This window comes from Pandoraea iniqua (assembly GCF_902459685.1).
Classification (GTDB): domain Bacteria; phylum Pseudomonadota; class Gammaproteobacteria; order Burkholderiales; family Burkholderiaceae; genus Pandoraea; species Pandoraea iniqua.
This window is the reverse complement of the sequence record NZ_CABPSF010000001.1, coordinates 580,742-600,385: the sequence shown is the minus strand read 5'-3', so window position 1 is coordinate 600,385 and position 19,644 is coordinate 580,742. Positions and strand designations below refer to the sequence as shown.

At 64.6% G+C, this 19,644-nt stretch carries 21 protein-coding genes; 17 read left to right on the top strand and 4 right to left on the bottom strand.

The genetic code is table 11. The features are described from left to right. Positions 1–4 precede the first annotated feature (4 nt). The 11 genes from PIN31009_RS02600 (at position 5) to PIN31009_RS02550 (ending at position 10,312) form a co-directional block, all read left to right on the top strand. Positions 5–949, top strand: coding sequence for a 2-hydroxyacid dehydrogenase (locus tag PIN31009_RS02600; RefSeq protein ID WP_150789207.1), 945 nt, complete (start codon positions 5–7; stop codon positions 947–949). A 64-nt stretch (positions 950–1,013) separates the two neighbouring features. Then, on the top strand, positions 1,014–1,967 hold the full coding sequence (locus PIN31009_RS02595) for a hydroxymethylglutaryl-CoA lyase (protein ID WP_150682885.1): 954 nt from the start codon (positions 1,014–1,016) through the stop codon (positions 1,965–1,967). A 25-nt stretch (positions 1,968–1,992) separates the two neighbouring features. After that, the gene (locus tag PIN31009_RS02590; RefSeq protein ID WP_058376987.1) at positions 1,993–2,523 is read left to right on the top strand and encodes a YbaK/EbsC family protein; all 531 of its coding nucleotides are present in this window, start codon (positions 1,993–1,995) and stop codon (positions 2,521–2,523) included. A gap of 84 nt (positions 2,524–2,607) precedes the next feature. Continuing rightward, on the top strand, positions 2,608–3,045 hold the full coding sequence (locus tag PIN31009_RS02585) for a thioesterase family protein (protein ID WP_150682884.1): 438 nt from the start codon (positions 2,608–2,610) through the stop codon (positions 3,043–3,045). An 8-nt stretch (positions 3,046–3,053) separates the two neighbouring features. After that, entirely contained in the window at positions 3,054–3,320 is a 267-nt protein-coding gene (locus PIN31009_RS02580) for a DUF1289 domain-containing protein (RefSeq protein ID WP_174996903.1), read from the top strand. Positions 3,321–3,367: 47 nt separating this feature from the next. Continuing rightward, positions 3,368–3,808 (top strand): MaoC family dehydratase, encoded by a 441-nt coding sequence (locus PIN31009_RS02575; protein WP_150789205.1) that lies wholly within the window; start codon positions 3,368–3,370, stop codon positions 3,806–3,808. 77 nt (positions 3,809–3,885) lie between these two features. Then, complete coding sequence (locus PIN31009_RS02570) at positions 3,886–4,782, top strand: MBL fold metallo-hydrolase (RefSeq protein ID WP_246185483.1); 897 nt, start codon at positions 3,886–3,888, stop codon at positions 4,780–4,782. Between the two features lie 427 nt (positions 4,783–5,209). Continuing rightward, complete coding sequence (locus PIN31009_RS02565) at positions 5,210–6,157, top strand: NAD(P)H-dependent flavin oxidoreductase (protein ID WP_150682880.1); 948 nt, start codon at positions 5,210–5,212, stop codon at positions 6,155–6,157. A gap of 424 nt (positions 6,158–6,581) precedes the next feature. Beyond that, positions 6,582–8,396, top strand: coding sequence for a hypothetical protein (locus PIN31009_RS02560; RefSeq protein ID WP_150789203.1), 1,815 nt, complete (start codon positions 6,582–6,584; stop codon positions 8,394–8,396). 218 nt (positions 8,397–8,614) lie between these two features. Continuing rightward, positions 8,615–9,004 carry a hypothetical protein gene (locus PIN31009_RS02555; protein WP_150789202.1) on the top strand — a complete coding sequence of 130 codons (390 nt, stop codon included), beginning with the start codon at positions 8,615–8,617 and terminating at the stop codon, positions 9,002–9,004. A gap of 69 nt (positions 9,005–9,073) precedes the next feature. Continuing rightward, positions 9,074–10,312, top strand: a complete 1,239-nt coding sequence (locus PIN31009_RS02550) for a hypothetical protein (protein WP_150789201.1) — start codon at positions 9,074–9,076, stop codon at positions 10,310–10,312. Positions 10,313–10,328: 16 nt separating this feature from the next. Here PIN31009_RS02550 and PIN31009_RS02545 read toward each other — a convergent pair whose 3' ends face one another. From PIN31009_RS02545 to PIN31009_RS02530, 4 genes are all read right to left on the bottom strand, one after another. After that, entirely contained in the window at positions 10,329–11,177 is an 849-nt protein-coding gene (locus PIN31009_RS02545) for a 3-hydroxybutyryl-CoA dehydrogenase (protein WP_150789200.1), read from the bottom strand. A 216-nt stretch (positions 11,178–11,393) separates the two neighbouring features. Next, entirely contained in the window at positions 11,394–12,434 is a 1,041-nt protein-coding gene (locus PIN31009_RS02540) for a porin (RefSeq protein ID WP_150682876.1), read from the bottom strand. A gap of 436 nt (positions 12,435–12,870) precedes the next feature. Beyond that, positions 12,871–13,134 (bottom strand): hypothetical protein, encoded by a 264-nt coding sequence (locus tag PIN31009_RS02535; protein ID WP_150682875.1) that lies wholly within the window; start codon positions 13,132–13,134, stop codon positions 12,871–12,873. 282 nt (positions 13,135–13,416) lie between these two features. Further along, positions 13,417–13,926, bottom strand: a complete 510-nt coding sequence (locus PIN31009_RS02530) for a hypothetical protein (protein ID WP_150682874.1) — start codon at positions 13,924–13,926, stop codon at positions 13,417–13,419. 663 nt (positions 13,927–14,589) lie between these two features. Between PIN31009_RS02530 and PIN31009_RS02525 the strand changes: the two genes are divergently transcribed. The 6 genes from PIN31009_RS02525 (at position 14,590) to PIN31009_RS02500 (ending at position 19,627) form a co-directional block, all read left to right on the top strand. Beyond that, entirely contained in the window at positions 14,590–15,102 is a 513-nt protein-coding gene (locus tag PIN31009_RS02525; RefSeq protein WP_150789199.1) for a hypothetical protein, read from the top strand. Between the two features lie 112 nt (positions 15,103–15,214). Further along, on the top strand, positions 15,215–15,619 hold the full coding sequence (locus PIN31009_RS02520) for a hypothetical protein (protein WP_150682872.1): 405 nt from the start codon (positions 15,215–15,217) through the stop codon (positions 15,617–15,619). Positions 15,620–15,732: 113 nt separating this feature from the next. Continuing rightward, on the top strand, positions 15,733–16,218 hold the full coding sequence (locus tag PIN31009_RS02515; protein ID WP_150789198.1) for a hypothetical protein: 486 nt from the start codon (positions 15,733–15,735) through the stop codon (positions 16,216–16,218). A gap of 207 nt (positions 16,219–16,425) precedes the next feature. After that, positions 16,426–16,911 carry a hypothetical protein gene (locus PIN31009_RS27810; RefSeq protein ID WP_174996901.1) on the top strand — a complete coding sequence of 162 codons (486 nt, stop codon included), beginning with the start codon at positions 16,426–16,428 and terminating at the stop codon, positions 16,909–16,911. Next, complete coding sequence (locus PIN31009_RS02505) at positions 16,908–18,272, top strand: TolC family protein (protein ID WP_150789197.1); 1,365 nt, start codon at positions 16,908–16,910, stop codon at positions 18,270–18,272. Before PIN31009_RS27810 ends, PIN31009_RS02505 begins: the two co-directional genes overlap by 4 nt. Beyond that, entirely contained in the window at positions 18,269–19,627 is a 1,359-nt protein-coding gene (locus PIN31009_RS02500; RefSeq protein WP_150789196.1) for a multicopper oxidase family protein, read from the top strand. Before PIN31009_RS02505 ends, PIN31009_RS02500 begins: the two co-directional genes overlap by 4 nt. The last annotated feature ends 17 nt before the right edge of the window (positions 19,628–19,644 follow it).

The window sequence follows — 19,644 nt, the reverse complement described above, 5'->3', positions numbered from 1 at the left end:
GCTCATGGATATCCTGATCTTTTCGCCCGACGGCAAGACTGCCCCGTATGAAACGGGCATCGCCGAACACCTGCCGCACGCCAACATCCGTAGCTGGCAACCGGGCGACAGCGCCCCGGCCGACTATCTGGTGCTTTGGAAGCCGAACGCCGAGGTGTTGCAACCCCGCGCCAACCTGAAAGCCATCTTCAACATGGGGGCCGGTGTCGACGGCGTGCTCGGTACGCGCGGCGAAGGCGCCGAGCGTCTGCCCGCCGGTGTGCCGCTCGTGCGGCTCGAAGACGCCGGCATGGCCGATCAGATGGCGCAATACGTCAGCGCCGCCGCGCTGCGTTATTTCCGCCGCCTCGACGAGTTCGATGCGTTTCAGGCGCAAGGTCAGTGGAAGTTTCTCAAGCCAAACCGCCTCGCCGATTTTCCCGTCGCCGTCCTCGGCTACGGCACGCTCGGCGCGCACGTGGCGAAGGCCCTCGCGAGCTTCGGCTTCCCGGTGCGCGCATGGAGCCGCAGCCAGCGTGACGACGCCAGCGGTATCGCCCTGCATCATGGCGACGCGGGCTTCGATGCCTGCGTCTCGGGCGCGCGCGTTCTCGTCAATCTGCTGCCGCTCACGCCGCAAACCGTCGACGTACTGAACGCCGGCCTGTTCGCCAAACTGGCAACCGGCGCGTTTCTCATCAACGTCGCGCGCGGTGCGCATCTGGTGGACGACGACCTGCTCGCCGCCCTCGACAGCGGGCAGATTGCCGGCGCCACGCTCGACGTGTTCCGCACCGAACCGCTGCCGGCCGAGCATCCGTTCTGGCGTGCGCCGCGCGTGACGGTCACGCCCCACATTTCCGCCCTCACGCTGCGCGACGAAACGGTGGCACAGATCGCCGGCAAGATCGCCGCGCTCGAGCGTGGTGAAGCCATTACAGGCATCGTCGACCTGACGCGCGGCTACTGACGCACTGAACGCCGCTCGCTGCTAGCGCCAAGCCTTGCCGGGACAACACCGAGGAGACACCCCCATGACACAACCTCAGCAACCTCAAGCGTCTCAACTGCCGCGACGCGTGAAAGTGGTCGAAGTCGGCCCGCGCGACGGTCTTCAGAACGAGAAGCAACTCGTCCCGGCCGATGTGAAGATTGCGCTGGTCGATCAACTCTCGGCAGCCGGTTTCGCCAACGTGGAAACGACCTCGTTCGTCTCGCCGAAGTGGGTGCCGCAGATGGCCGACGGCGCCGAGGTGATGGCCGGCATCCAGCGCCGCCCGGGCACGATCTACTCGGTACTGACGCCGAACATGCGCGGCTTTGAAGGCGCGGTCGCCGCCAAGGCCGACGAAGTGGTGATCTTCGGCGCCGCGAGCGAAGCGTTCTCGCAGCGCAACATCAATTGTTCGATCGAAGAAAGCATCGAGCGCTTCGCGCCGGTGGCCCGTGCCGCAAAAGACGCCGGGCTGCGACTGCGCGGCAGCATCTCGTGCGCGCTCGGTTGCCCGTATCAGGGCGAAGTGCCGATCGCCAGCGTGGTCGACGTGGTGAAGCGCATGGCGGCCCTCGGCTGCGACGAGATCGACATTGCCGACACCATCGGCGTGGGCACGCCGACGCGCACCCGTGAAGTCATGGAAGCCTGCGCGCGCGCGTTCGCGATCGAGCGCCTGTCCGGCCATTTCCACGACACCTACGGACAAGCCACCGCGAACATCTACGCCGCGCTGCTCTCGGGCATCTCGATCTTCCACTCGTCCGTCGCCGGCCTCGGCGGCTGCCCGTATGCGAAGGGCGCCACCGGCAACGTCGCCACCGAAGACGTGCTCTACCTGCTGCACGGACTGGGGATCGAGACAGGGATCGACCTCGAAGCCGTTGTGCGCACGGGCGACTTCATTTCGAAGTCCATCGGCCGCACCAACGCTTCGCGCGTTGGCCGGGCGATGCTCGCCAAGATGCAAGACGCCGCGACAGCTGCGGCCTGACCCTCACGAGCCACCGACGCCGATCATGAGCCAGACGCCTCACCAGACGCCGCAAATTGCTGCCCCTGCCGACGAGCAGGATCTCCCCGACGGTGCCCGCCACGTCGCCCGCCTGCTGGCCGGCATGGGACACGATCAGTCGATCGTGCTGCTGCCGGCCACCGGCAAGACATCTGCCGAAGCCGCCGCAGGGCTGGGCTGCGAAGTGGCGCAGATCGCCAAATCGATCATCTTCCGCCGTGCCGCGGACGATACGCCCGTGCTGGTGATTGCCAGCGGCGTCAATCGCGTGGACGAGAAGAAAGTCGCCGCGCAAGTCGGTGCGCTCGCGCGTGCCGACGCCAAATTCGTCAAAGAAAAGACGGGCTACTCGATTGGTGGCGTGAGCCCGATCGGTCACGTGGTCTCACCGGTCACGCTGATCGACGAAGACTTGCTCAAGCTGGCCAGCCTCTGGGCCGCCGCCGGCCACCCGCACGCCGTGTTCAACTTGACACCGAAACAACTCGTCGCCATGACGGGCGCACCGGTCGTGGATGTGGCGCTGCGGGACTGAACACCGCGCAAGTTGCACACGCGCTGCACGTGCGCTATCTGCGCGTGCAGTGCGACACAACCCTATGAGAAACGGAGACCTGCCATGCCGAGTCCGGAACTTGTCCCCGGTCTGACATTCGAGTGGACTTACCGGGTACCCAAGAAGGCCGTGGTGCCCGAGCTCTACGACGACGTGGAATTGTGTCGCGACATGCCCGCCGTGCTCGCCACCGGCTATCTCGCGGGCATTCTCGAATGTGCGTGTCTTCAGGCGATTCGGCCGTATCTCGACTGGCCGCGCGAACAATCGCTCGGCACGCTCGTGTCGTTCTCCCATCTCGCCGCCACCCCGGCAGGCGACACGCTACGCATTCACGGCAAGCTGGTCGATGTCACCGGGCGGACGCTGCGCTTCGAAGTCGCCGCGTGGGATGGCCTCGACAAGGTGAGCGCCGGCATCCATGAGCGCGTGATCGTCGATCAGGCCCGTTTTCAGACCAAGCTGCGCGAGAAAGCCGACAAGCTCGGCTTACCGCTATAGGAATGCCAATGCCCCTCCCGCACGCGATCACCGCGTCGGATGACGTGCCGTCCCCTTGCACCAACATCTGCCGCATGAACCCGGCGACCGGCTGGTGTTCGGGTTGCTGGCGCACGCTCGCGGAGATTGCCGCGTGGTCGACCATGGCCCCCGACGACAAGCGTCACGTGTGGTCGCTGCTACCGGCGCGCCGTGCCGAGCACACCGAGCCGCCCGTCGTGCATCGCCGTGTCCGGGCCAACGAAGACGACGACCGCAACGCCGGCCCCCGTTAGCACGCGCGCCCCCTATTCACTACGCCCGACCCTCTTCATCACCGCACATGGGAAAAATCGTTACTGTCGGCGAAACGTTCAGCGCCACGCACGCGTTCACGCCAGCATCGATCCGCGAGTTCTCGACACTCGCTCACGACCTGAACCCGCTGCATCACGACGCCGAATACGCCGCGGCCGATCCGCGCTTTGGCGGCCTGATCTCGTCGGGTACGCAGCAAATGTCGTATCTCGCAGCGCTGCTCGCCACGCATTATTCGAAAACGGCGCAGCCGCTCGGACTGGAATTCGATATGAAACTGCGCCGCGCCGTGCGGGCGGGTGACGACATCACCGTGCGCTGGACGGTCACCGAGAGCCAATGGAAGGAGAAGCTCGCCGGCGACATCGTCTCGCTCGACGGCGAGGCGGTGAATCAACGCGGTGAGACCGTGATTGCCGCCACGGCGAAGATTCTCGTGTGCGCAAAACCAGAGATACGTTCATGACCCCGCGCTCACAGCCTCCTCAGCCCTCTCCACCCTCCCGGAGCGCTCAGTCCAGCCTTCCCGGACTTCCGAACGAGATGCGCGTCTTCGAGCGCGGCTGGCTCTCCTCGAACAACATTCTGTTTCTCGGCGACGAACCTGCGCTGGTCGACAGTGGCTATGTCTCGCATGCCGCGCAGACGATTGCCCTTGTCCAACACGCGCTGCCGGCCGGTCAGCCGCTCGCACGCCTGATCAACACACATCTGCACTCGGACCATTGCGGTGGTAATGCGGCCTTGCAGGCGCAATACGGTTGCCGCACGTGGGTCCCCGCTGCCGAGGCCGATCCGGTCCGGCACTGGGATGAAGCGCGTCTGTCCTACCGCGCCACGGGTCAGCAATGCGACCGCTTCGCGTTTGACGACACGCTCTCGCCGGGTGACGCCCTGACACTCGGCGAGCGTGAATGGCTCGTGCTCGGCGCGCCCGGACACGATCCGCACGCGCTCATGCTGTACAGCGCCGCCGACGGCATCCTGATCTCGGCCGACGCCTTGTGGGAACGCGGCTTCGGCGTGATCTTTCCCGAACTCGACGGTGAGTCGGGATTCGCCGAACAAGCGGCGGTGCTCGATCTCATCGAACAACTCGACGTGTCGCTGGTCATTCCGGGCCACGGCAAGCCGTTCGACGATATCGACGGGGCACTCGGCGCCGCGCGCAGCCGGCTCGACTACCTGCGTAGCGACCCGGCGCGTAACGCACGCAATGCCCTCAAGGTGTTGATCGTGTTCCGGCTGATGGCCGAGACAGAAATGACGTGCGACGCGCTTAAGACAACGCTCGATACGGCGCGCGCGTGGCGAGGGGCGGCGGCGATGCTGGCACCGCCGTCAGCGTGGCCGGAATTGCTCGACACACTCATCGCGGAGCTGGCCAAGGCCGGTGCGCTGCGCCACGACGCGGCGCAGGGCAAGTTGTATTCGGTGTGATGAAATGTGCGGGTACGCCGAAACGCGTTACCCGAAAAAAACAACGCCGAGTGCCGGTGAAGGCAAACGGCGTTTGAGGACGTGACGTGCCGGCCGAATGCCGCGGTCGCTAACGCGGCGCCCGTCCTGCGGCGCCGTGTTACCGGCACTGCGTGGCACGCGAATTCATACTAGTCGGGTCGCGAAGTCGCTCCAAGAGGACTTTCCCTGATGCCGGCCCGAACAGCCTTCGGCGCACCATCCATCCGCCACCAATCCGAAGCTTTCTTCGAGTCTGTTCACCCCGGGTGACAAACGAATCCCCCTATAATCGAACGATCGTTCGCGAAAGCGGCGAACGCACGTTGCGAACTCACATAGCCACCGGCATTCCCAGCCAATGTGCCACTCCGCTCCTGCACAGGAGCGTCCCGCACAAGGAGACTTCATGGCGCTTCCCAAGATTCTGCAAAACCTGGCGTTGCCCGTGGTGGCCTCGCCGATGTTCATCGTGAGCTATCCGGAACTGGTGCTCGCGCAGTGCAAGGCCGGCATCGTCGGTTCGTTCCCCGCGCTCAACGCGCGCGAACCGCAGATCCTCGAAGACTGGCTCGCCCGCATTACCGAAGAACTCGCGACGTACAAAGCCGCCAATCCGGATGCCGTGGTCGGCCCGCTCGCCGTCAACCAGATCGTGCATCAGTCGAACCAACGGCTGGAACACGATGTGCGCGTTTGCGTCGAACACCGCGTGCCGATCTTCATCACGAGTCTGCGCGCGCCGCCCAAAGAAGTCCTCGACGCCGTGCACAGCTACGGCGGCATCGTGCTGCACGACGTCATTAATCTGCGCCACGCCAACAAAGCCCTCGAAGCAGGCGTCGACGGACTGATTCTCGTCGCGGCCGGAGCCGGCGGTCACGCGGGCACGCTCTCGCCGTTCGCGCTCGTCGGTGAAGTGCGCAAGATTTTCGACGGCCCGCTCGTGCTTTCCGGTTCCATTGCCAACGGCGGTTCGATTCTGGCGGCGCAGGCGATGGGCGCCGACCTCGCCTATATCGGCACGCGCTTCATCGCATCGAGCGAAGCCAATGCGAGCGACAGCTACAAGCAGGCGATTGTCGACGCGAGCGCCAACGACATTGTCTACACGAATCTCTTCACCGGCGTGTCCGGCAACTACATCCGCCAGAGCATCGTGAATGCCGGGCTCGACCCCGATGACCTGCCCACGGCCGACAAGACCGCGATGAACTTCGCCAAAGCGAAAGCGTGGAAAGACATCTGGGGTGCAGGCCAAGGCGTGGGCCTGATGGACGATGTGCGCCCGGCCGCCGAGATCGTCGCGCGACTCAAACAGGAATACGACGAGACCCGCCAACGCCTCGCGCGCTGAGCGCACAAGCCACACGGACGATCCGGCCGAAAACCACAGTGCGTCCTTCGGGCACACAAGCCTGATCGTCACATCGGGCTGAGTCTCTCCGATCCGGGCCGTGCATTGCGCGAGTGCCGCCGGCAACGCAACAAGCTGGTGTGCACCGCGCGTGCGCGGCTCTTCTTTCGGAGAGCCCACCATGCCGCATGTCCCGCATCGACGTGCCATTGTCGTAACGCCGCACTACGGATTGCCCGCCAACACGCGGCGGCGCCCGCCACTGCCTGCCAGACACCCGCCCACGCCGCCTCGCCCAATACACGCGAACGCAGGTGCTCGGGCCGTCAAACCGTCGCAAGCGTCCGAAAGGTCCAAAACAAACGCGGCGGCACCGAAAGCGACACCCACGACACCCCCGACCTCCGCCAACGCGGCATGGCAAATGGCATGGACACTGCTGCTCGTCGCCAACGTTGCCACCCTCGCGCTCCCCACACATGCGGCAGTCCCGCGGCCGGCACCCGAGGCCCCGTCACCGCCCGACACCGGCCCGGCGCTGGCATGGCGTGCGGCATCCGTGGGCACCGCATTGCCCCCATTTCACGCCACCGAGATCGCCACGACGTCATGGCCCGATGTCGTGATCAGGCCGTTGATTCCCGACGCCGTAAAGACCGATTACAGCGTCGACGACATCCTGAAGGCCATTGCGTCAGGCAACGCGCCGTTCCGTAATCTTGGCGAATCGATTGCCGACGCCTACACGGCGCTCACGGGCAACGACGTCAGCACCGAAGTGCGCGAGAAATTTCGAAAGGGCACCCTCACCGCCGATCTGCTCACCGGCATGCTGCCCAGCGCGGCGCTCTCACGACTGAGCGCCGAAGTCGCGCAAATTCTTGCCGATCAGCACGCGGGCAAGCCCGTCGAGAGCAGTCGTCTCATCGCTGTCTTGCTGAACACCAACCTGCGTGGCATGGAGTCGCCTTCGCGTCAGGGCACGGTAAGACACACGCCCGCGAACAACGTACGCCCCCTTGCAGCGCGCGAGCTGGCCCACGACCCCGCGGGCGAACCTGCACCGGTCCTCACGTCCGAGACGTTGCAAACGCCCATCGACACCCCGGCGTTCGCTTTGCCGGAGATCGTGACAGGAGAGCGCGAACACCTCACGGGCTACGCGCAACCGCTTCCCGAGAACGTGCTTCACAGTCCCATGCCCGCTGGTCCGGAAGGACCGGACACGTTGCACGGCATCGTCGTCGCGGATGGCAACTACTTCATACGCGGCACAGGCGGTTACTACCGCATGCAGCGCCAGAAGACGGGCGACCACTGGCTCATCGATACCCACGAGGCCGGCAAACCGCAAATCCCGGTGATCTACGACACCGCGACAGGAAAATGGCGGGCCCACGCCCCCTTGCGTCTGTGCGGGGGCGGCTGCGGATCGAGCAAGTCGTCACAAGTGGCCAGCAACAGCGACAGCATGCTCGGCATGGTTTTCGATCTCTCCAGTATTCGCGAGCCCGAGGTACGCCGAGCTATTCAGGAGTCCTACGACGACCTGAGCGAGCTGCGCCTGCTGCGTACCAATCGTGACGATCTGCGGCCACGGCGCGACAACTCGATCGTCGAGATCCGGGAGAGCTTATCGAACGCCATGCGCCGCATCGATCGTCATGCGCCACTGCTTGAGCAACAGCGGCAGGCCGCCAGATGCACCGCGCTCTACTATCTGGAACATCCCGATTCCGAGGCGTTCTGCCAAGAGAACGCCGAAGTGCTCTTCCACTTCATGCTCGCCAATCAGGTGCCGGCGAGCCGAATCCGCATGATTACGCTGCGCCCGCGCAACCGGCCGCCGCACGTCATGGTGCTCTACACGGAATCGAAGAATGTCATTCAGATGCTTCACTGGGCGACGCCGCAGCCTGCGGTAGACGGACGCATCGACGGCATCACCGACCTGACCTTCGCACAGGAGATTTACGCCACGCGCGCCAGCACACGGCTGCTCGACCCATGGGGGCGAATCAAGATGCAGTTGTTCGAGCGCGCGCGGTGCGAGCACGAGGTGCTCGACACCTTGCGCGTCATGCTCGAAGACGCGGGAGCACGTAACCGCGAGCCCTTCTTCGTGTCGATCACCCGTCCGCTGGGTACACCGCGCACCAGTTCCACCAGTCTGTCGTCGCCGGGCGGGTCGTCACCGCGCAGCGAACGAATTCCCCAAGATGCGAAGGATTCGTCATGATGAAGCGCGCACAGCGGCACGCGGATCCTGTCGCACTTCGGTACGGTTTGCCATCGGCCGTGGCGCGACAACCGCCACGTCGCTCCTCGGAGACGAGTGCCGCGGTGGAGATTCGGCGCGTTCATCGACGATGCAGGCCGGCAGCGCAAACGACGAATCGATCTTCCTCTATCTCGGACAACCGTTCGTCCGCCCGCGCATCGCGGCTCGGGTGGCCGATGGCCGGTGCATTGCTGCTCGTCGCGAACATTGCGTTGCCGGTCGCCATCGCACGGCCACGCGACGCGGCCGGAACGCGTGATACCGAAGCGCGTGACACCGACGCGCCATCTTCCGACGTGCTCATCGAGCCCATCACTCACGCTCCGATCAAGACCGACTACAGCAGGAACGATGTCTTGAAAGCGTTGGCCTCGGGGGGCTCGCCATTCGCAAACTTCGCCGAGTCGGTCAGCGATGCCTATGTCGTTTCGACAGGACACGACATGCCTGCGACGACACGCAAACAACTGCGCGGCCGCATGCGCGTGCTGGACTACGCCACCGGCCTGATCCCGGGCGTGCAACTCCTTCGTGTGCCCGGCGACGTCGCGCAGCTCATGTCGTAAACCCTCGCCGGGCGCGCGCCGGAGGTTCGCCGGGTCGCGGCGGTACTCTCGAATTCCGATTTGCGCGGCATGGATATCGTGGATATGCCGGGTGAACCGCACCGGCTGACGGGCACATCGAAACGCCTCGCCGAGGCAACGGCACCGCACCGCGTTGCGCAGCGCAAAGGAGCGGCCGACACTGCCCCGCCGCCGCCCGATTTCGAGGAATCGACACAGTGGCGCTCCGTAGTGAAGCCGTCGCCTGCGCGCCGTGCCGGCGCCCGATCGGCGATGCCCATCCACGGCGAAAGCGAGTTCTTGCGCGGCTACGCACAGTCGCTGCCGCGCACAGCACCGCTCACGCGACTGCTGCCCGGACTTGTCCTGCGAGGGAGCCGTTTCTTCCTGCGAGGCACCGGCGGCCACTATCGCGTACAGCGATCCAAAGTCGGTGATTACTGGTACGTCGATGCCCCGCACGCCGGCAAGCCGCAAGTGCCGGTGAGATTCGATCCGGCCACCGGCCAGTGGTATGCCTACGCGCCTCTGCGGTTGTGCGGTGGCGGCTGCGCGCAAAGCCGAATGGACACGCCGCGCAGCGTCACGGACAGCATTCGCGGGTACGTGCTCAATCTTGTCGGCATTGCCGATCAGCGGGTGCGCGATGCGATTCAGGAGGCCTTCGATACGCTTGGCGAGTTGCGTCTGCTCCGCAGCAATCGCCACGATCTCCGGCTGTTTCGCGACAACTCGATTACCGACATCCGCGAAGTCCTCATGGAGGGGCTGCGCGATATCGATCCGACGGCGCCGTTGTCCCGGCAACAACGGCGCGCCGCCGAGCTGACCGCGATGTACTACCTCGAGCGGCCGGGTCTCGAAGCGTTCTGCCACGAGAACGCCGAGATGTTACTTCACTTCATGCTGGCGCGCGGTGTGCCGAAATCGCGACTGCGCATGGTCACCCTGCGCCCGCAAAACAGGCCGGCGCACGTCATGCTGCTTTATACGGAGTCGCCCGTGCTCATCCGGATGCTGGAGATGGCAACACCGCAGCCGCCGGTCGAGGGGCTGGAGGATGGTTTGACACATCTGGAGTTTGCCCGGGCCATCTTGTCGTCGCGCTATCGCAGCCGGCTCTTCGACCCGTGGAGCCGAATCAAGATGGTGACGTTCGAGCAGGCGCGCAGCGAACGGGAAGTGAGCGACATGCTCGCGCCGACGCTCGAAGACGCCGGTTACCGGCGCGGCGAGCCCTATCGCATTTCGGTGACGCGTCCGCTGGGCAAACCGCCTCAGAAGCCGGCTGCCCAGGCGAACCCGTGAAGCGCGCTCAGTTCGCTCAGTACGTGTAGACGCCGCGGCCGGTCTTGCGGCCGAGATAACCGGCCGCCACCATTTCCTTGAGCAGCGGGCACGCACGGTACTTCGAGTCCTCGAACTCTTCGTAGAACACGTTCATCACCGAGAGGCAGACGTCGAGCCCGATCATGTCGGCCAGTGCGAGCGGGCCAATCGGGTGATTGCAGCCGAGCTTCATGCCTTCGTCGATCTCTTCGGGCGTCGCGAGGTTCTCCGCCAGCACGAAGAAAGCTTCGTTGATCATCGGCACGAGAATGCGGTTCACCACGAAGCCCGGCGCATTCTTCACGGAGATCGGCGACTTGCCGAGTTGGCGGGCGAGCGCATCGACGCGGGCGTGCGTTTCGTCACTCGTTTGCAGGCCGCGAATGATTTCCACCAGCGCCATCAGCGGCACCGGGTTGAAGAAGTGCATGCCGATGAACTGCGACGGGTTCGCGACGACGGCGGCCAGCTTGGTAATCGAGATCGACGACGTGTTCGACGCGAGAATGGCATCGGCCTTGGCCACGCCCTGAAGCTGCTTGAGGATCTTCACCTTCAGGTCGAAGTTCTCGGTGGCCGCTTCGATCACGATGTCGGCACCGGCGAGTGCTGCGTAATCGGTCGACGTCGAAATGCGCGCCAGCGCGGCTTCTTTTTCCGCCGTCGTGAGCTTGTCTTTCTTGATCAGGCGATCGAGGCTGCCGGCGATGGTGGCGAGCCCCTTGTTCACGGCGGCGTCGCTGATGTCGACCATCGTGACCGGCAGTCCGGCCACCGCACAGGCCTGCGCAATGCCGTTACCCATCGTGCCCGCGCCAATGATGCCTACGTGTTGAATCGTCATGTCGTCTCTGCTCCGTGTCTGGTGGATTTTCGGTGCACAAATCATAGCGCGGACACGTCGGATCAGTGACACAGGAAACCGCTGTGCGGAACTCACAAGCCGTGTCTCGGCTAACGCGGGGTGCAGAAACGACAAAGGGGCAGACGCACCCCAAATTGGCGTCTGCCCCTCTGCCGGACACGAGCGGTGCGGGCATCGCTGCCGCACCGCGCGACATCAGAACTTCATGCGAATACCGCCGCCCGCCGTGTTACCCGTCGAGAGCGTACTCACCTTGTCCATCATGTAAGCCGCGTAGATGTCGGTGCGCTTGGACAGCGGATAGTCGTAACCCAGTGCCCACGTCTTGCGGTTGACGTTGGTCGCGCCCGAGCTCTTCGTGTACGCGTACGACGCGAGCACGCTGCCGTTGCCCAGCGGCACCGACACGCCGAGCTGGCCGCCGTTTTCCGACACGCCGCCACCCGTCACGTTGTTGCGAATGTATTGGTACTGGCCGAACAGCTTCACGATCTGGAAGTCGTACGTCGCGCCCAGTTGCAGCGCCTGCTGGCTGCGGAAGCCCGGCATGCCGGCCATATCGTCGGGGACCGAGTCGAACTTCACTTGCTGATAAGCCACGGTCGCAGCAAACGGACCGTTGAAGTACAGCGCCGAGGCGCTCCACTTGTTCTGGCCGGCTTCACCCGCCTTGTTGCCGAACGCGTACGACACGCTGCCCGACAGGCCCTTGAAGTTGGGCGTGGTGTACATCACGCCGTTGCTCCAGCCCGAGTCGCCGACGATACCTTGCCCGGCCTGACCGATGAAGGTGTGGAACACCATCGGGCTGAACGTGTACGAATCGACGAACGGGTTGAACAGGATCGTCGAGACGAAGTACGACGTGGTCAGGCGGCCGATCGTGACGGTACCGGCGGTGTCCGACGACAGGCCGACGTACGCGTTACGGGAGAACATCGAGTCGCCTTGGAAGCGGCCGTACTGACCGTTCTGCGGACGGAAGAAGTCTTCGAGCACGAACACGGCTTTCAGGCCGCCACCGAGGTCTTCGCTACCCTTCATGCCCCAGTACGACGTCGACATCCCGCCGCCGCCCTGCGTCCATGCCGTATTGCCGCCCGGGTTCTTCACCGCGCCCACAAAGGCATCCACCTGACCGTACAGCGTGACGTTCGATTGTGCGAACGCCGACGTGCTCATGCACGCGCCCAGAATGATTGCCCCGCCCAGGCCCTTGGCCATGCTCCGCTTCATTGACTTCTCCTTGGTTTGAGTATTTTGTGTGCCTGCTCCCGCCCCTGCGCGGGCCCTGCCGGCGCCTGCTTGCGAAGCGCCTCCCTGTTGAACGGCCGTGATTCTCGCACAGCCCCCGCGGCCTCGGTACGCCGAAACCGCGTAGAAAAATCACCACATGAGGTGGCCGGGAAATGGTGGAGAGACAAAATTCGGACGACCACCTGCGCCACAATTAACCTCGGTATAACAGGATCGATATATCCCTTATATTGCCGGGTTAGCAAACACTCACATTCGCTGTGATGTGCGCGATTGATGGAGGGTCATGAAGCGCGACCTGAAGTCGGCATTGCGGACTGACGAGCGCATCCAATGTTGCACATATGCAACATTCGGTTCACTCAGAGAAAATAATCAGGGGGACTGACGCTGGCGCGGACAGCGCCGCGCGGGATTAACGCTCGCGACGGCCACCGCCGCCTTGCGGGCCACGCGGACCACCTTGGGGGGTGTACTGCCGCTCGCGCGGTTCGGCCGGTGCGGCCCAGTTCGGGTAGGCAGACTGACCGCGACCGCGGTCGGCGCTGAAGCGGCTGATGTCCTCGCGCAACGACGCCTTGTTGACGTCGAGCGGGTCGCGTCCACGCCCGCCTTCTGCAAAGGCAGGATAGGCGCACACGAGCAGCAAGAGGAGACAGCAGCGGATACGGGCACTCATTTCGATATCGCCGGCTTTCGACCGACATCGGCCGGCCCGAGGGTGGGGCCGGTTGGCACGAGGCGCCAGTCACGCAACCTTCGCGTGCGCAGGTCTTGCCCGCGCCATACGCCTCAAGAATGAATGTACCGGGTCAGCCGAATGAGCGTCGACCGAAAAGATGTTAACGCGCGGGGCGGTGTGCAACCGTTTGTAACTGCGCGTTGTAGCTACGCAATTCGCTTGGGCGAGCGCCTGAATTCTGCCGGCTGATGACCTGCTTTTTGTCCGCCCTATACCTGCTTACTGCTTCTCGACCGACAGCGAAATCTCGCGCATGCGCTCGCCGCGCGGCGTCACCAGGTCTTGCGCCGTGACCGTGAAGTTGACCGGACGCGCGTACTTCTTGCTCGCGCTCTGCCATTCCGCGGGCAAACCGGCGGAGTTGGTCGTGGTCGTGCGCAACGTCGTCACGCCACGGGTGCAGCGCGAGACCTGTGTGGCAAAGCCTTGTGCCTGCGTGCGCAGATCCATCGGCGTGATCTTCTGGTAATCCCAGACGCACTCATAGGTCGGTGCCAGCCCGGTCGCCCGGAACACCTTGCAATCGCCGCCCGGCACCGAATAGGTCGCCTGATAGCTTTCGCCGCGATCGTTCTTGGCCGCGAGCGGGCCGGTGATGTCTTCAAAGCCGTTCTGCGCGCTCTTGGCCAGCAGGAGGATGCCCTCGCACTGGTCGGCCGCAAAGGCCGTCTGCGCTGCGCACAGACAGGCCAGCAAGGCCCATTGTTTTAGTGAATTCGTTGCCATCATAGGAATGTTTGACTGTCCTGCATCGGGCACATCCGCGGAATAACGCGGGAATATGGCGTCATTAGAACGCAAACCGGGCCCGGACGAAACCACGGTGACAGGGGAAATGGTGCGCCAATTCGAGTGCTGACGGGCGGGTTAGTTCGCGCTGGCCCCGCACTGGTCCCGCGCGCATTCCCGTGCACGTCCCCATTCGCGTCCCCATGCGCGCCCCCATGCTCATCCAAAAGGCCGATTCACTCGTCAGTCTTGCGACCTATACTCGGAGGGCAGTCAAACTGCATGGGCGCGGCCGGAACCGGCGACGGTTCAATGCATTGTGGCAGTGCCCCCTGGTGCCAAGTCTTCTTGGCCCTTACCATGCCGCGCCGGTACACGCGGCTGGCGATGCCCCGATGGGGCCTCAACCGGCGGCTTAGTCCGCCGGTTTCCATTGGTGCCTGCGAAACGCTCCCACTTGCGCTGTCGCCTCATGACGACGGATTAGGCGAAAGTGCGGATATCGCTGCCCGCAGCCGTCTGCAACTATCAAAGCACAAGAGCAATATTCACCGGGCACTCAACTTCGGGAAGTCAACGGAGTGTTTGTGGATACCTGTCTGTCGTTGGCAGTGCACCCGTTCGGGTGTGCTCGTGTCTGCACGCGTCGCGCGGGGTGACATCATGGGCTACCCCACGATTCCCGGCGACATCTGCTCTGTTGGTCCCATTGGTCCCCTTGGTCCCGTTGGCGCGGCGGGGTCTGTTCACGCGATCGGTCCGATCGCCGCCATCGCCCCCGATCTCTCCCAAGCCACCTATTACCTGCGGGGACATGGCGGCACGCTCGCGCATGTGCTCGCGGCCCTCGGCAAGTTTCGCCGGCGTCATGGGCATTGGCCGCGCCGCCTCTATCTCTACCCCGAGACCTTGGCTGCGCTGGTGCAGGACCTCACGCCGATCGGCTTCTACCGTTTTCAGCAGCGGCTCGAGATCATTGCCGACCTCGAGCGCGACCTCTTCTGCTCGGACGATGCCGGCAATGTGACCGTCTACCGGATGCAAGCCGCGCAAGACCCTGCCGCGATCGATGCCGCCACGGGCTGGCTCGACCTGTGCTCGCCCGGGGGGCTGCCGCCGTCGAACGCAGCGCCCTCTTCTGCGTCACCCCCGTCACCCCACGAGCCGTCGCGCTGACGGCGGCGCGCCGGGCACCTTAGCCTCCACCGTACTGTCTGACTGCTACCGGCCCCCGCACCTGTCGTGCGGGGCGATATGACCTCCGCCTTCCCCCTGTCGGAGAGATGTCATGAACCGACTCGCGATCATTCTTGATGGTCTGATGTTGCTCTATCTCGCTGCGGCCACCGTAGTGGGCGTGCAAGCGAGCGCCGCCGACGGGCACGAAATGCTCGCCAGCGTGCTCGGCGTACTCCTCGCCGTGTTCACGCTGGCGCTGCTGGCTGCGCCGTTCTACGTCTCGCTGGTCGTGCTGGTCGCACAGTCGGAGCGGCATCTGCGGCTGGCCGCGTGTCTGCAATGGGTATTGCTCGGGTTGATGGTGGCGCTCACGCTCGTCTCGTTTCTCGCCAGCGATACGATCGAAGTCTCCGCGCCGCTGTTCGTACTCGTGGCAGTGGTGTGTGTGGTCAATCTGGTCGCGCTCTCGCGGCGGCGCACGCACTTCGAGTCGTTCCATCTGTTCGAGCACTGACGCAGGCGGCTCATGCCGCGCATACCCGGCATGGCCTTCGAACTCGATGCGTTCGTATGTCCGTATTTCCGTACATTTGCGAGCGGCATACCGGCAATGCTAGACTGCGCGGCATGAATCGCTGGCGCAAACTCCTCGTGCTGTGGCTGTTGTGCGTGACCTTGCCGTTACAGGCACTGGCCGCGCTGCGCACGCATTGCGCGCCGGGTTCGCCCGTGCAAAGCGTGGCGCAACTCGCCATGCCCATGGTCGCGATGGCGCACAACGATGCCGTCATGGCTGATGGCACCGCTCAACACACGATGCATCACGCGATGGGTGACATGTCGCATGACACCGTGTCGGCCAGCGACGGCACCCACGACGCAACGATTCACGCTGCGGGCCACGACACCTCATCTGACACCGCTACACAACACTCGCATCACGCCAGTTGCTCGGCATGCGCCGCGTGCGTCGTGTGCACGGCACTGCCGCAAAGTCTGGCGCTCCGCACGCCGGACGCCCAGCCTTCCACCGCCATTCCGTTCCTGCGCACGTCCGCCGCCAGCGCGTTCGTTGCCGCGCTGGAGCGTCCTCCTAAAGCCACCCTCGTCTGAGTTTCTGATGGTGTGACGTTTGCGCTAAATTTGCGCACCGCTCGCCGTCACTGTTCCCGTTCGAACCGACGTCTGCCCCGCCACGCGCGCTTTCAGCGATCGCTGGCGGTGCGCTCGACACGTCCGTTCGTCAGATGAACTTGCGATGTCCGCTGCCTCGTCGTGAACCGATGAGCGCGACCATCGTCATGCTCGACGAGTCTTTCGATGATGCTTCTTTCTTTGCGACGGCACGCGCTCACCGTGCCAGCCGCGCTATCGGTGGCGTATGCGTTCAGCGCGCCACCGGTACACGCGGCGACCGATCCCGCTGGGGCGTCGCAGGCTTCTGCTGCGATTGCAACTTACGATCCCGCCAATCCGGACGCGCCTGTGGGGCAATCCACGGCCCCCGGTGTGCTGCATGATTTTGCCCGCCCGGCACTCTCCGTCCCGCCCGGCAACTGGCGAGCGGTGAATGCCAGCGTGTCCGGCGGTGGCCAGATGGATCATGGTGCAATGAATCACGCCATGCCGATGCCGGCAACGCCGGCGGCGTCCGGCGCCCACGCCGGGCATGGGGCGATGACACCGTCATCAGCCACACCTCCTGCTGCACCCAGCCACACGGGGCACGCCACGATGGACGCAACATCACCGGCAGCCGCAGCAGACCCGCACGCCGGGCATTCCATGAGCGGAGGCACGCGATGACGCCCACCATTCGCCTTCACCGCCGCACTCAAGGTGCGCTCATCTCACTCGCCGCGTTAGCCCTTACCGGTTGCGCCACCTTCAGCGACGATGGTGGCTTCACGCCGGTCGCGCAGGCAGCACAACAGCGGCTGGGGAAATCGGCCGTCTGGGCGCGCGACGACGCCACCACGCAAGCGCTCGCCGAACAGCGCGATGCCCTGCTCGCCAAGCCGCTCGACATCGACACGGCGGTGCAACTCACGCTCATCAACCATCGCGGCTTGCAGGCCACGTATGCAGAGCTCGGCATCGCCGAAGCCTCGCTGGTGCAAGCGGGCCGTCTGCCCAACCCGCGCTTTGCCTTTCAGCGCGTGCAAGGCGGTGGCGACATCTCGATCGAGCGCACGTGGGGTATCGACTTCGTGCGCGTGCTGACGATGCCGCTTGCGTCGCGTGTCGAAGCGCGACGGTTCGCGCAAGTGCAGGCACAAGTGACGCAAGCCATCATCGAGCAGGCCACGCTTACCCGGCGGGCATGGGTCGAGGCGGTCGCCGCTCAAGAGCGCGTGCAGATTCTCGAACAGACGAGTCTCGCCACGCAGACCGCCAGCGAACTGGCCGACGGCATGGCGCGTGCGGGCAATTTCAGCGCGATGCGCCGTACGCAGGAGAATCTCGTCTACGCCGATACCGCTGCACGGCTGGCACGGGCCCGCGAGCAGGCCAACACGGCACGCGAGCAACTTGCGCGCCAGATGGGGCTATGGGGTCAGCAGCTCACGTTCACGTTGCCTGCCCGCCTGCCGACATTGCCTCGCACGCGGCCGGCGTGGCCCGATGCCGAAGCGCAGGCGATGCGTGAGCGCCCCGACATCAATGCGGCGCGCGCCGCACTGGACGCCACGGCCAGCGATCTCGGCCTCACGCAGGCGACACGCTTCATCAATGTGCTCGACACGTCCTATCGCGACAACAGCGCCACGGGCTCACCCAACGAGCGCGGCTACGAGATTTCGCTCGAAGTGCCGCTCTTCGACTGGGGCACCGCTCGCGTTGCCGGCGCGGAGGCGCGCTATCGACAGCGCATCGATCGTTTGGCCGATACCGCCGTCGCTGCGCGTGCGGATGTCCGTACCCGCCGCGCGCAAACCCTCGCCGCGTGGGACATCGCCGAGCACTATCGCGTGACGGTCTTGCCGCTGCGCCAGCGTGTCTCCGACGAAATGCTGCTGCGCTACAACGGCATGCTGTCCAGCGTGTTCGACTTACTCACGGACGCTCGCGAACAACGCGACACCGTGCTCGCCTACATCGACGCCACCGCAGACTTCTGGCTGGCCGATGCGGCGTTGCGTGAAAGCTTGGGAGGTGGCGCATGACTTCACGTCGACGATTCCTGCGTGACGCGAGTCTGGCGGTGATGGGCACGGCCGCCGTCGAGCGCACCAGTCTCGCAGCTATCCCCGAAGCGGCCACACGCAGCGACGCCAGCACCGCGACGCCGCACGCGCCGCCCAACGGGCGCCCATACCGGCCCGTCGTCACGCTCAACGGCTGGACCTTGCCATGGCGCATGCGCAATGGCGTGAAGGAATTCCATCTGATTGCCGAGCCCGTCGTGCGCGAGATTGCGCCCGGCATGCAGGCGAATCTGTGGGGTTACAACGGCCAGAGTCCGGGGCCGACCATCGAAGTCGTGGAAGGCGACCGCGTGCGGCTCTACGTCACCAATCGTCTGCCCGAAGCGACGAGCGTGCATTGGCATGGCCAGCGCTTGCCCAATGGCATGGATGGTGTGGCGGGCCTCAACCAGCGTGCGATTGCTCCGGGGCAGACCTACGTCTACGAGTTCGAAGCCAAGCGCGCGGGCACGTTCATGTATCACCCGCACGCCGACGAGATGATGCAGATGGCCATGGGGTTGATGGGCTTCTGGGTCACGCACCCGAAAGATCCGGCGGCGATGCCCGTCGACCGCGATTACGTGTTTCTCATCAACGCGTATGCGATCGACCCGGGCACCCGCACGCCGCGCGTGAACGAGATGACCGACTTCAACCTGTGGACGTGGAACAGCCGTGCGTTTCCGGGCATCGACCCGATGGTGGCGCGTCAGGGAGACCGCGTGCGCATTCGCGTGGGCAACCTGACCATGACCAACCACCCGATTCATCTGCACGGTCACGAGTTCAAGGTGACGGGGACGGACGGCGGTTGGGTGCCACCCTCCGCGCAGTGGCCCGAAGTGACGACCGATGTCGCGGTCGGCCAGATGCGCGCCATCGAGTTCGAGGCGACAGAGCTGGGCGACTGGGCCTTCCATTGCCACAAATCGCACCATACGATGAACCCTATGGGACACGAAGTGCCCACCATGCTTGGCGTGAATCAACGTGACATCGCCGGCAAGATTGCGCGCATCATTCCCGACTATATGGCGATGGGAGAAACCGGAGGCTCGATGAACGGCATGGAGATGCCACTGCCCGAGAACACGCTGCCGATGATGACCGGCACCGGTCCGTATGGGCCGATCGAAATGGGCGGCATGTTCACCACCGTAAAAGTGCGGCGCGACCAGCCGCGCGACAGTTATCGCGATCCCGGCTGGTATGCCCAGAAGCCCGGCGCGCCACGCGGCTCGGTCGCGCGCGCGTGGCAAGGCGATGCGTCAACGCTACCCTCGGCTTCACCTTCTTCTCAACGTCCGCCCGTTACCGGAGGCAAATCATGATTCGCTCGTTCAACTTC

Bases quoted from the DNA above. Each gene is read 5' to 3' on its own strand.
- PIN31009_RS02600 (WP_150789207.1), top strand. From the start codon at position 5: ATGGATATCCTGATCTTTTCGCCCGACGGCAAGACTGCCCCGTATGAA.
- PIN31009_RS02595 (WP_150682885.1), top strand. From the start codon at position 1,014: ATGACACAACCTCAGCAACCTCAAGCGTCTCAACTGCCGCGACGCGTG.
- PIN31009_RS02590 (WP_058376987.1), top strand. From the start codon at position 1,993: ATGAGCCAGACGCCTCACCAGACGCCGCAAATTGCTGCCCCTGCCGAC.
- PIN31009_RS02585 (WP_150682884.1), top strand. From the start codon at position 2,608: ATGCCGAGTCCGGAACTTGTCCCCGGTCTGACATTCGAGTGGACTTAC.
- PIN31009_RS02580 (WP_174996903.1), top strand. From the start codon at position 3,054: ATGCCCCTCCCGCACGCGATCACCGCGTCGGATGACGTGCCGTCCCCT.
- PIN31009_RS02575 (WP_150789205.1), top strand. From the start codon at position 3,368: ATGGGAAAAATCGTTACTGTCGGCGAAACGTTCAGCGCCACGCACGCG.
- PIN31009_RS02570 (WP_246185483.1), top strand. From the start codon at position 3,886: ATGCGCGTCTTCGAGCGCGGCTGGCTCTCCTCGAACAACATTCTGTTT.
- PIN31009_RS02565 (WP_150682880.1), top strand. From the start codon at position 5,210: ATGGCGCTTCCCAAGATTCTGCAAAACCTGGCGTTGCCCGTGGTGGCC.
- PIN31009_RS02560 (WP_150789203.1), top strand. From the start codon at position 6,582: ATGGCATGGACACTGCTGCTCGTCGCCAACGTTGCCACCCTCGCGCTC.
- PIN31009_RS02555 (WP_150789202.1), top strand. From the start codon at position 8,615: ATGGCCGGTGCATTGCTGCTCGTCGCGAACATTGCGTTGCCGGTCGCC.
- PIN31009_RS02550 (WP_150789201.1), top strand. From the start codon at position 9,074: ATGGATATCGTGGATATGCCGGGTGAACCGCACCGGCTGACGGGCACA.
- PIN31009_RS02545 (WP_150789200.1), bottom strand. From the start codon at position 11,177: ATGACGATTCAACACGTAGGCATCATTGGCGCGGGCACGATGGGTAAC.
- PIN31009_RS02540 (WP_150682876.1), bottom strand. From the start codon at position 12,434: ATGAAGCGGAGCATGGCCAAGGGCCTGGGCGGGGCAATCATTCTGGGC.
- PIN31009_RS02535 (WP_150682875.1), bottom strand. From the start codon at position 13,134: ATGAGTGCCCGTATCCGCTGCTGTCTCCTCTTGCTGCTCGTGTGCGCC.
- PIN31009_RS02530 (WP_150682874.1), bottom strand. From the start codon at position 13,926: ATGATGGCAACGAATTCACTAAAACAATGGGCCTTGCTGGCCTGTCTG.
- PIN31009_RS02525 (WP_150789199.1), top strand. From the start codon at position 14,590: ATGGGCTACCCCACGATTCCCGGCGACATCTGCTCTGTTGGTCCCATT.
- PIN31009_RS02520 (WP_150682872.1), top strand. From the start codon at position 15,215: ATGAACCGACTCGCGATCATTCTTGATGGTCTGATGTTGCTCTATCTC.
- PIN31009_RS02515 (WP_150789198.1), top strand. From the start codon at position 15,733: ATGAATCGCTGGCGCAAACTCCTCGTGCTGTGGCTGTTGTGCGTGACC.
- PIN31009_RS27810 (WP_174996901.1), top strand. From the start codon at position 16,426: ATGATGCTTCTTTCTTTGCGACGGCACGCGCTCACCGTGCCAGCCGCG.
- PIN31009_RS02505 (WP_150789197.1), top strand. From the start codon at position 16,908: ATGACGCCCACCATTCGCCTTCACCGCCGCACTCAAGGTGCGCTCATC.
- PIN31009_RS02500 (WP_150789196.1), top strand. From the start codon at position 18,269: ATGACTTCACGTCGACGATTCCTGCGTGACGCGAGTCTGGCGGTGATG.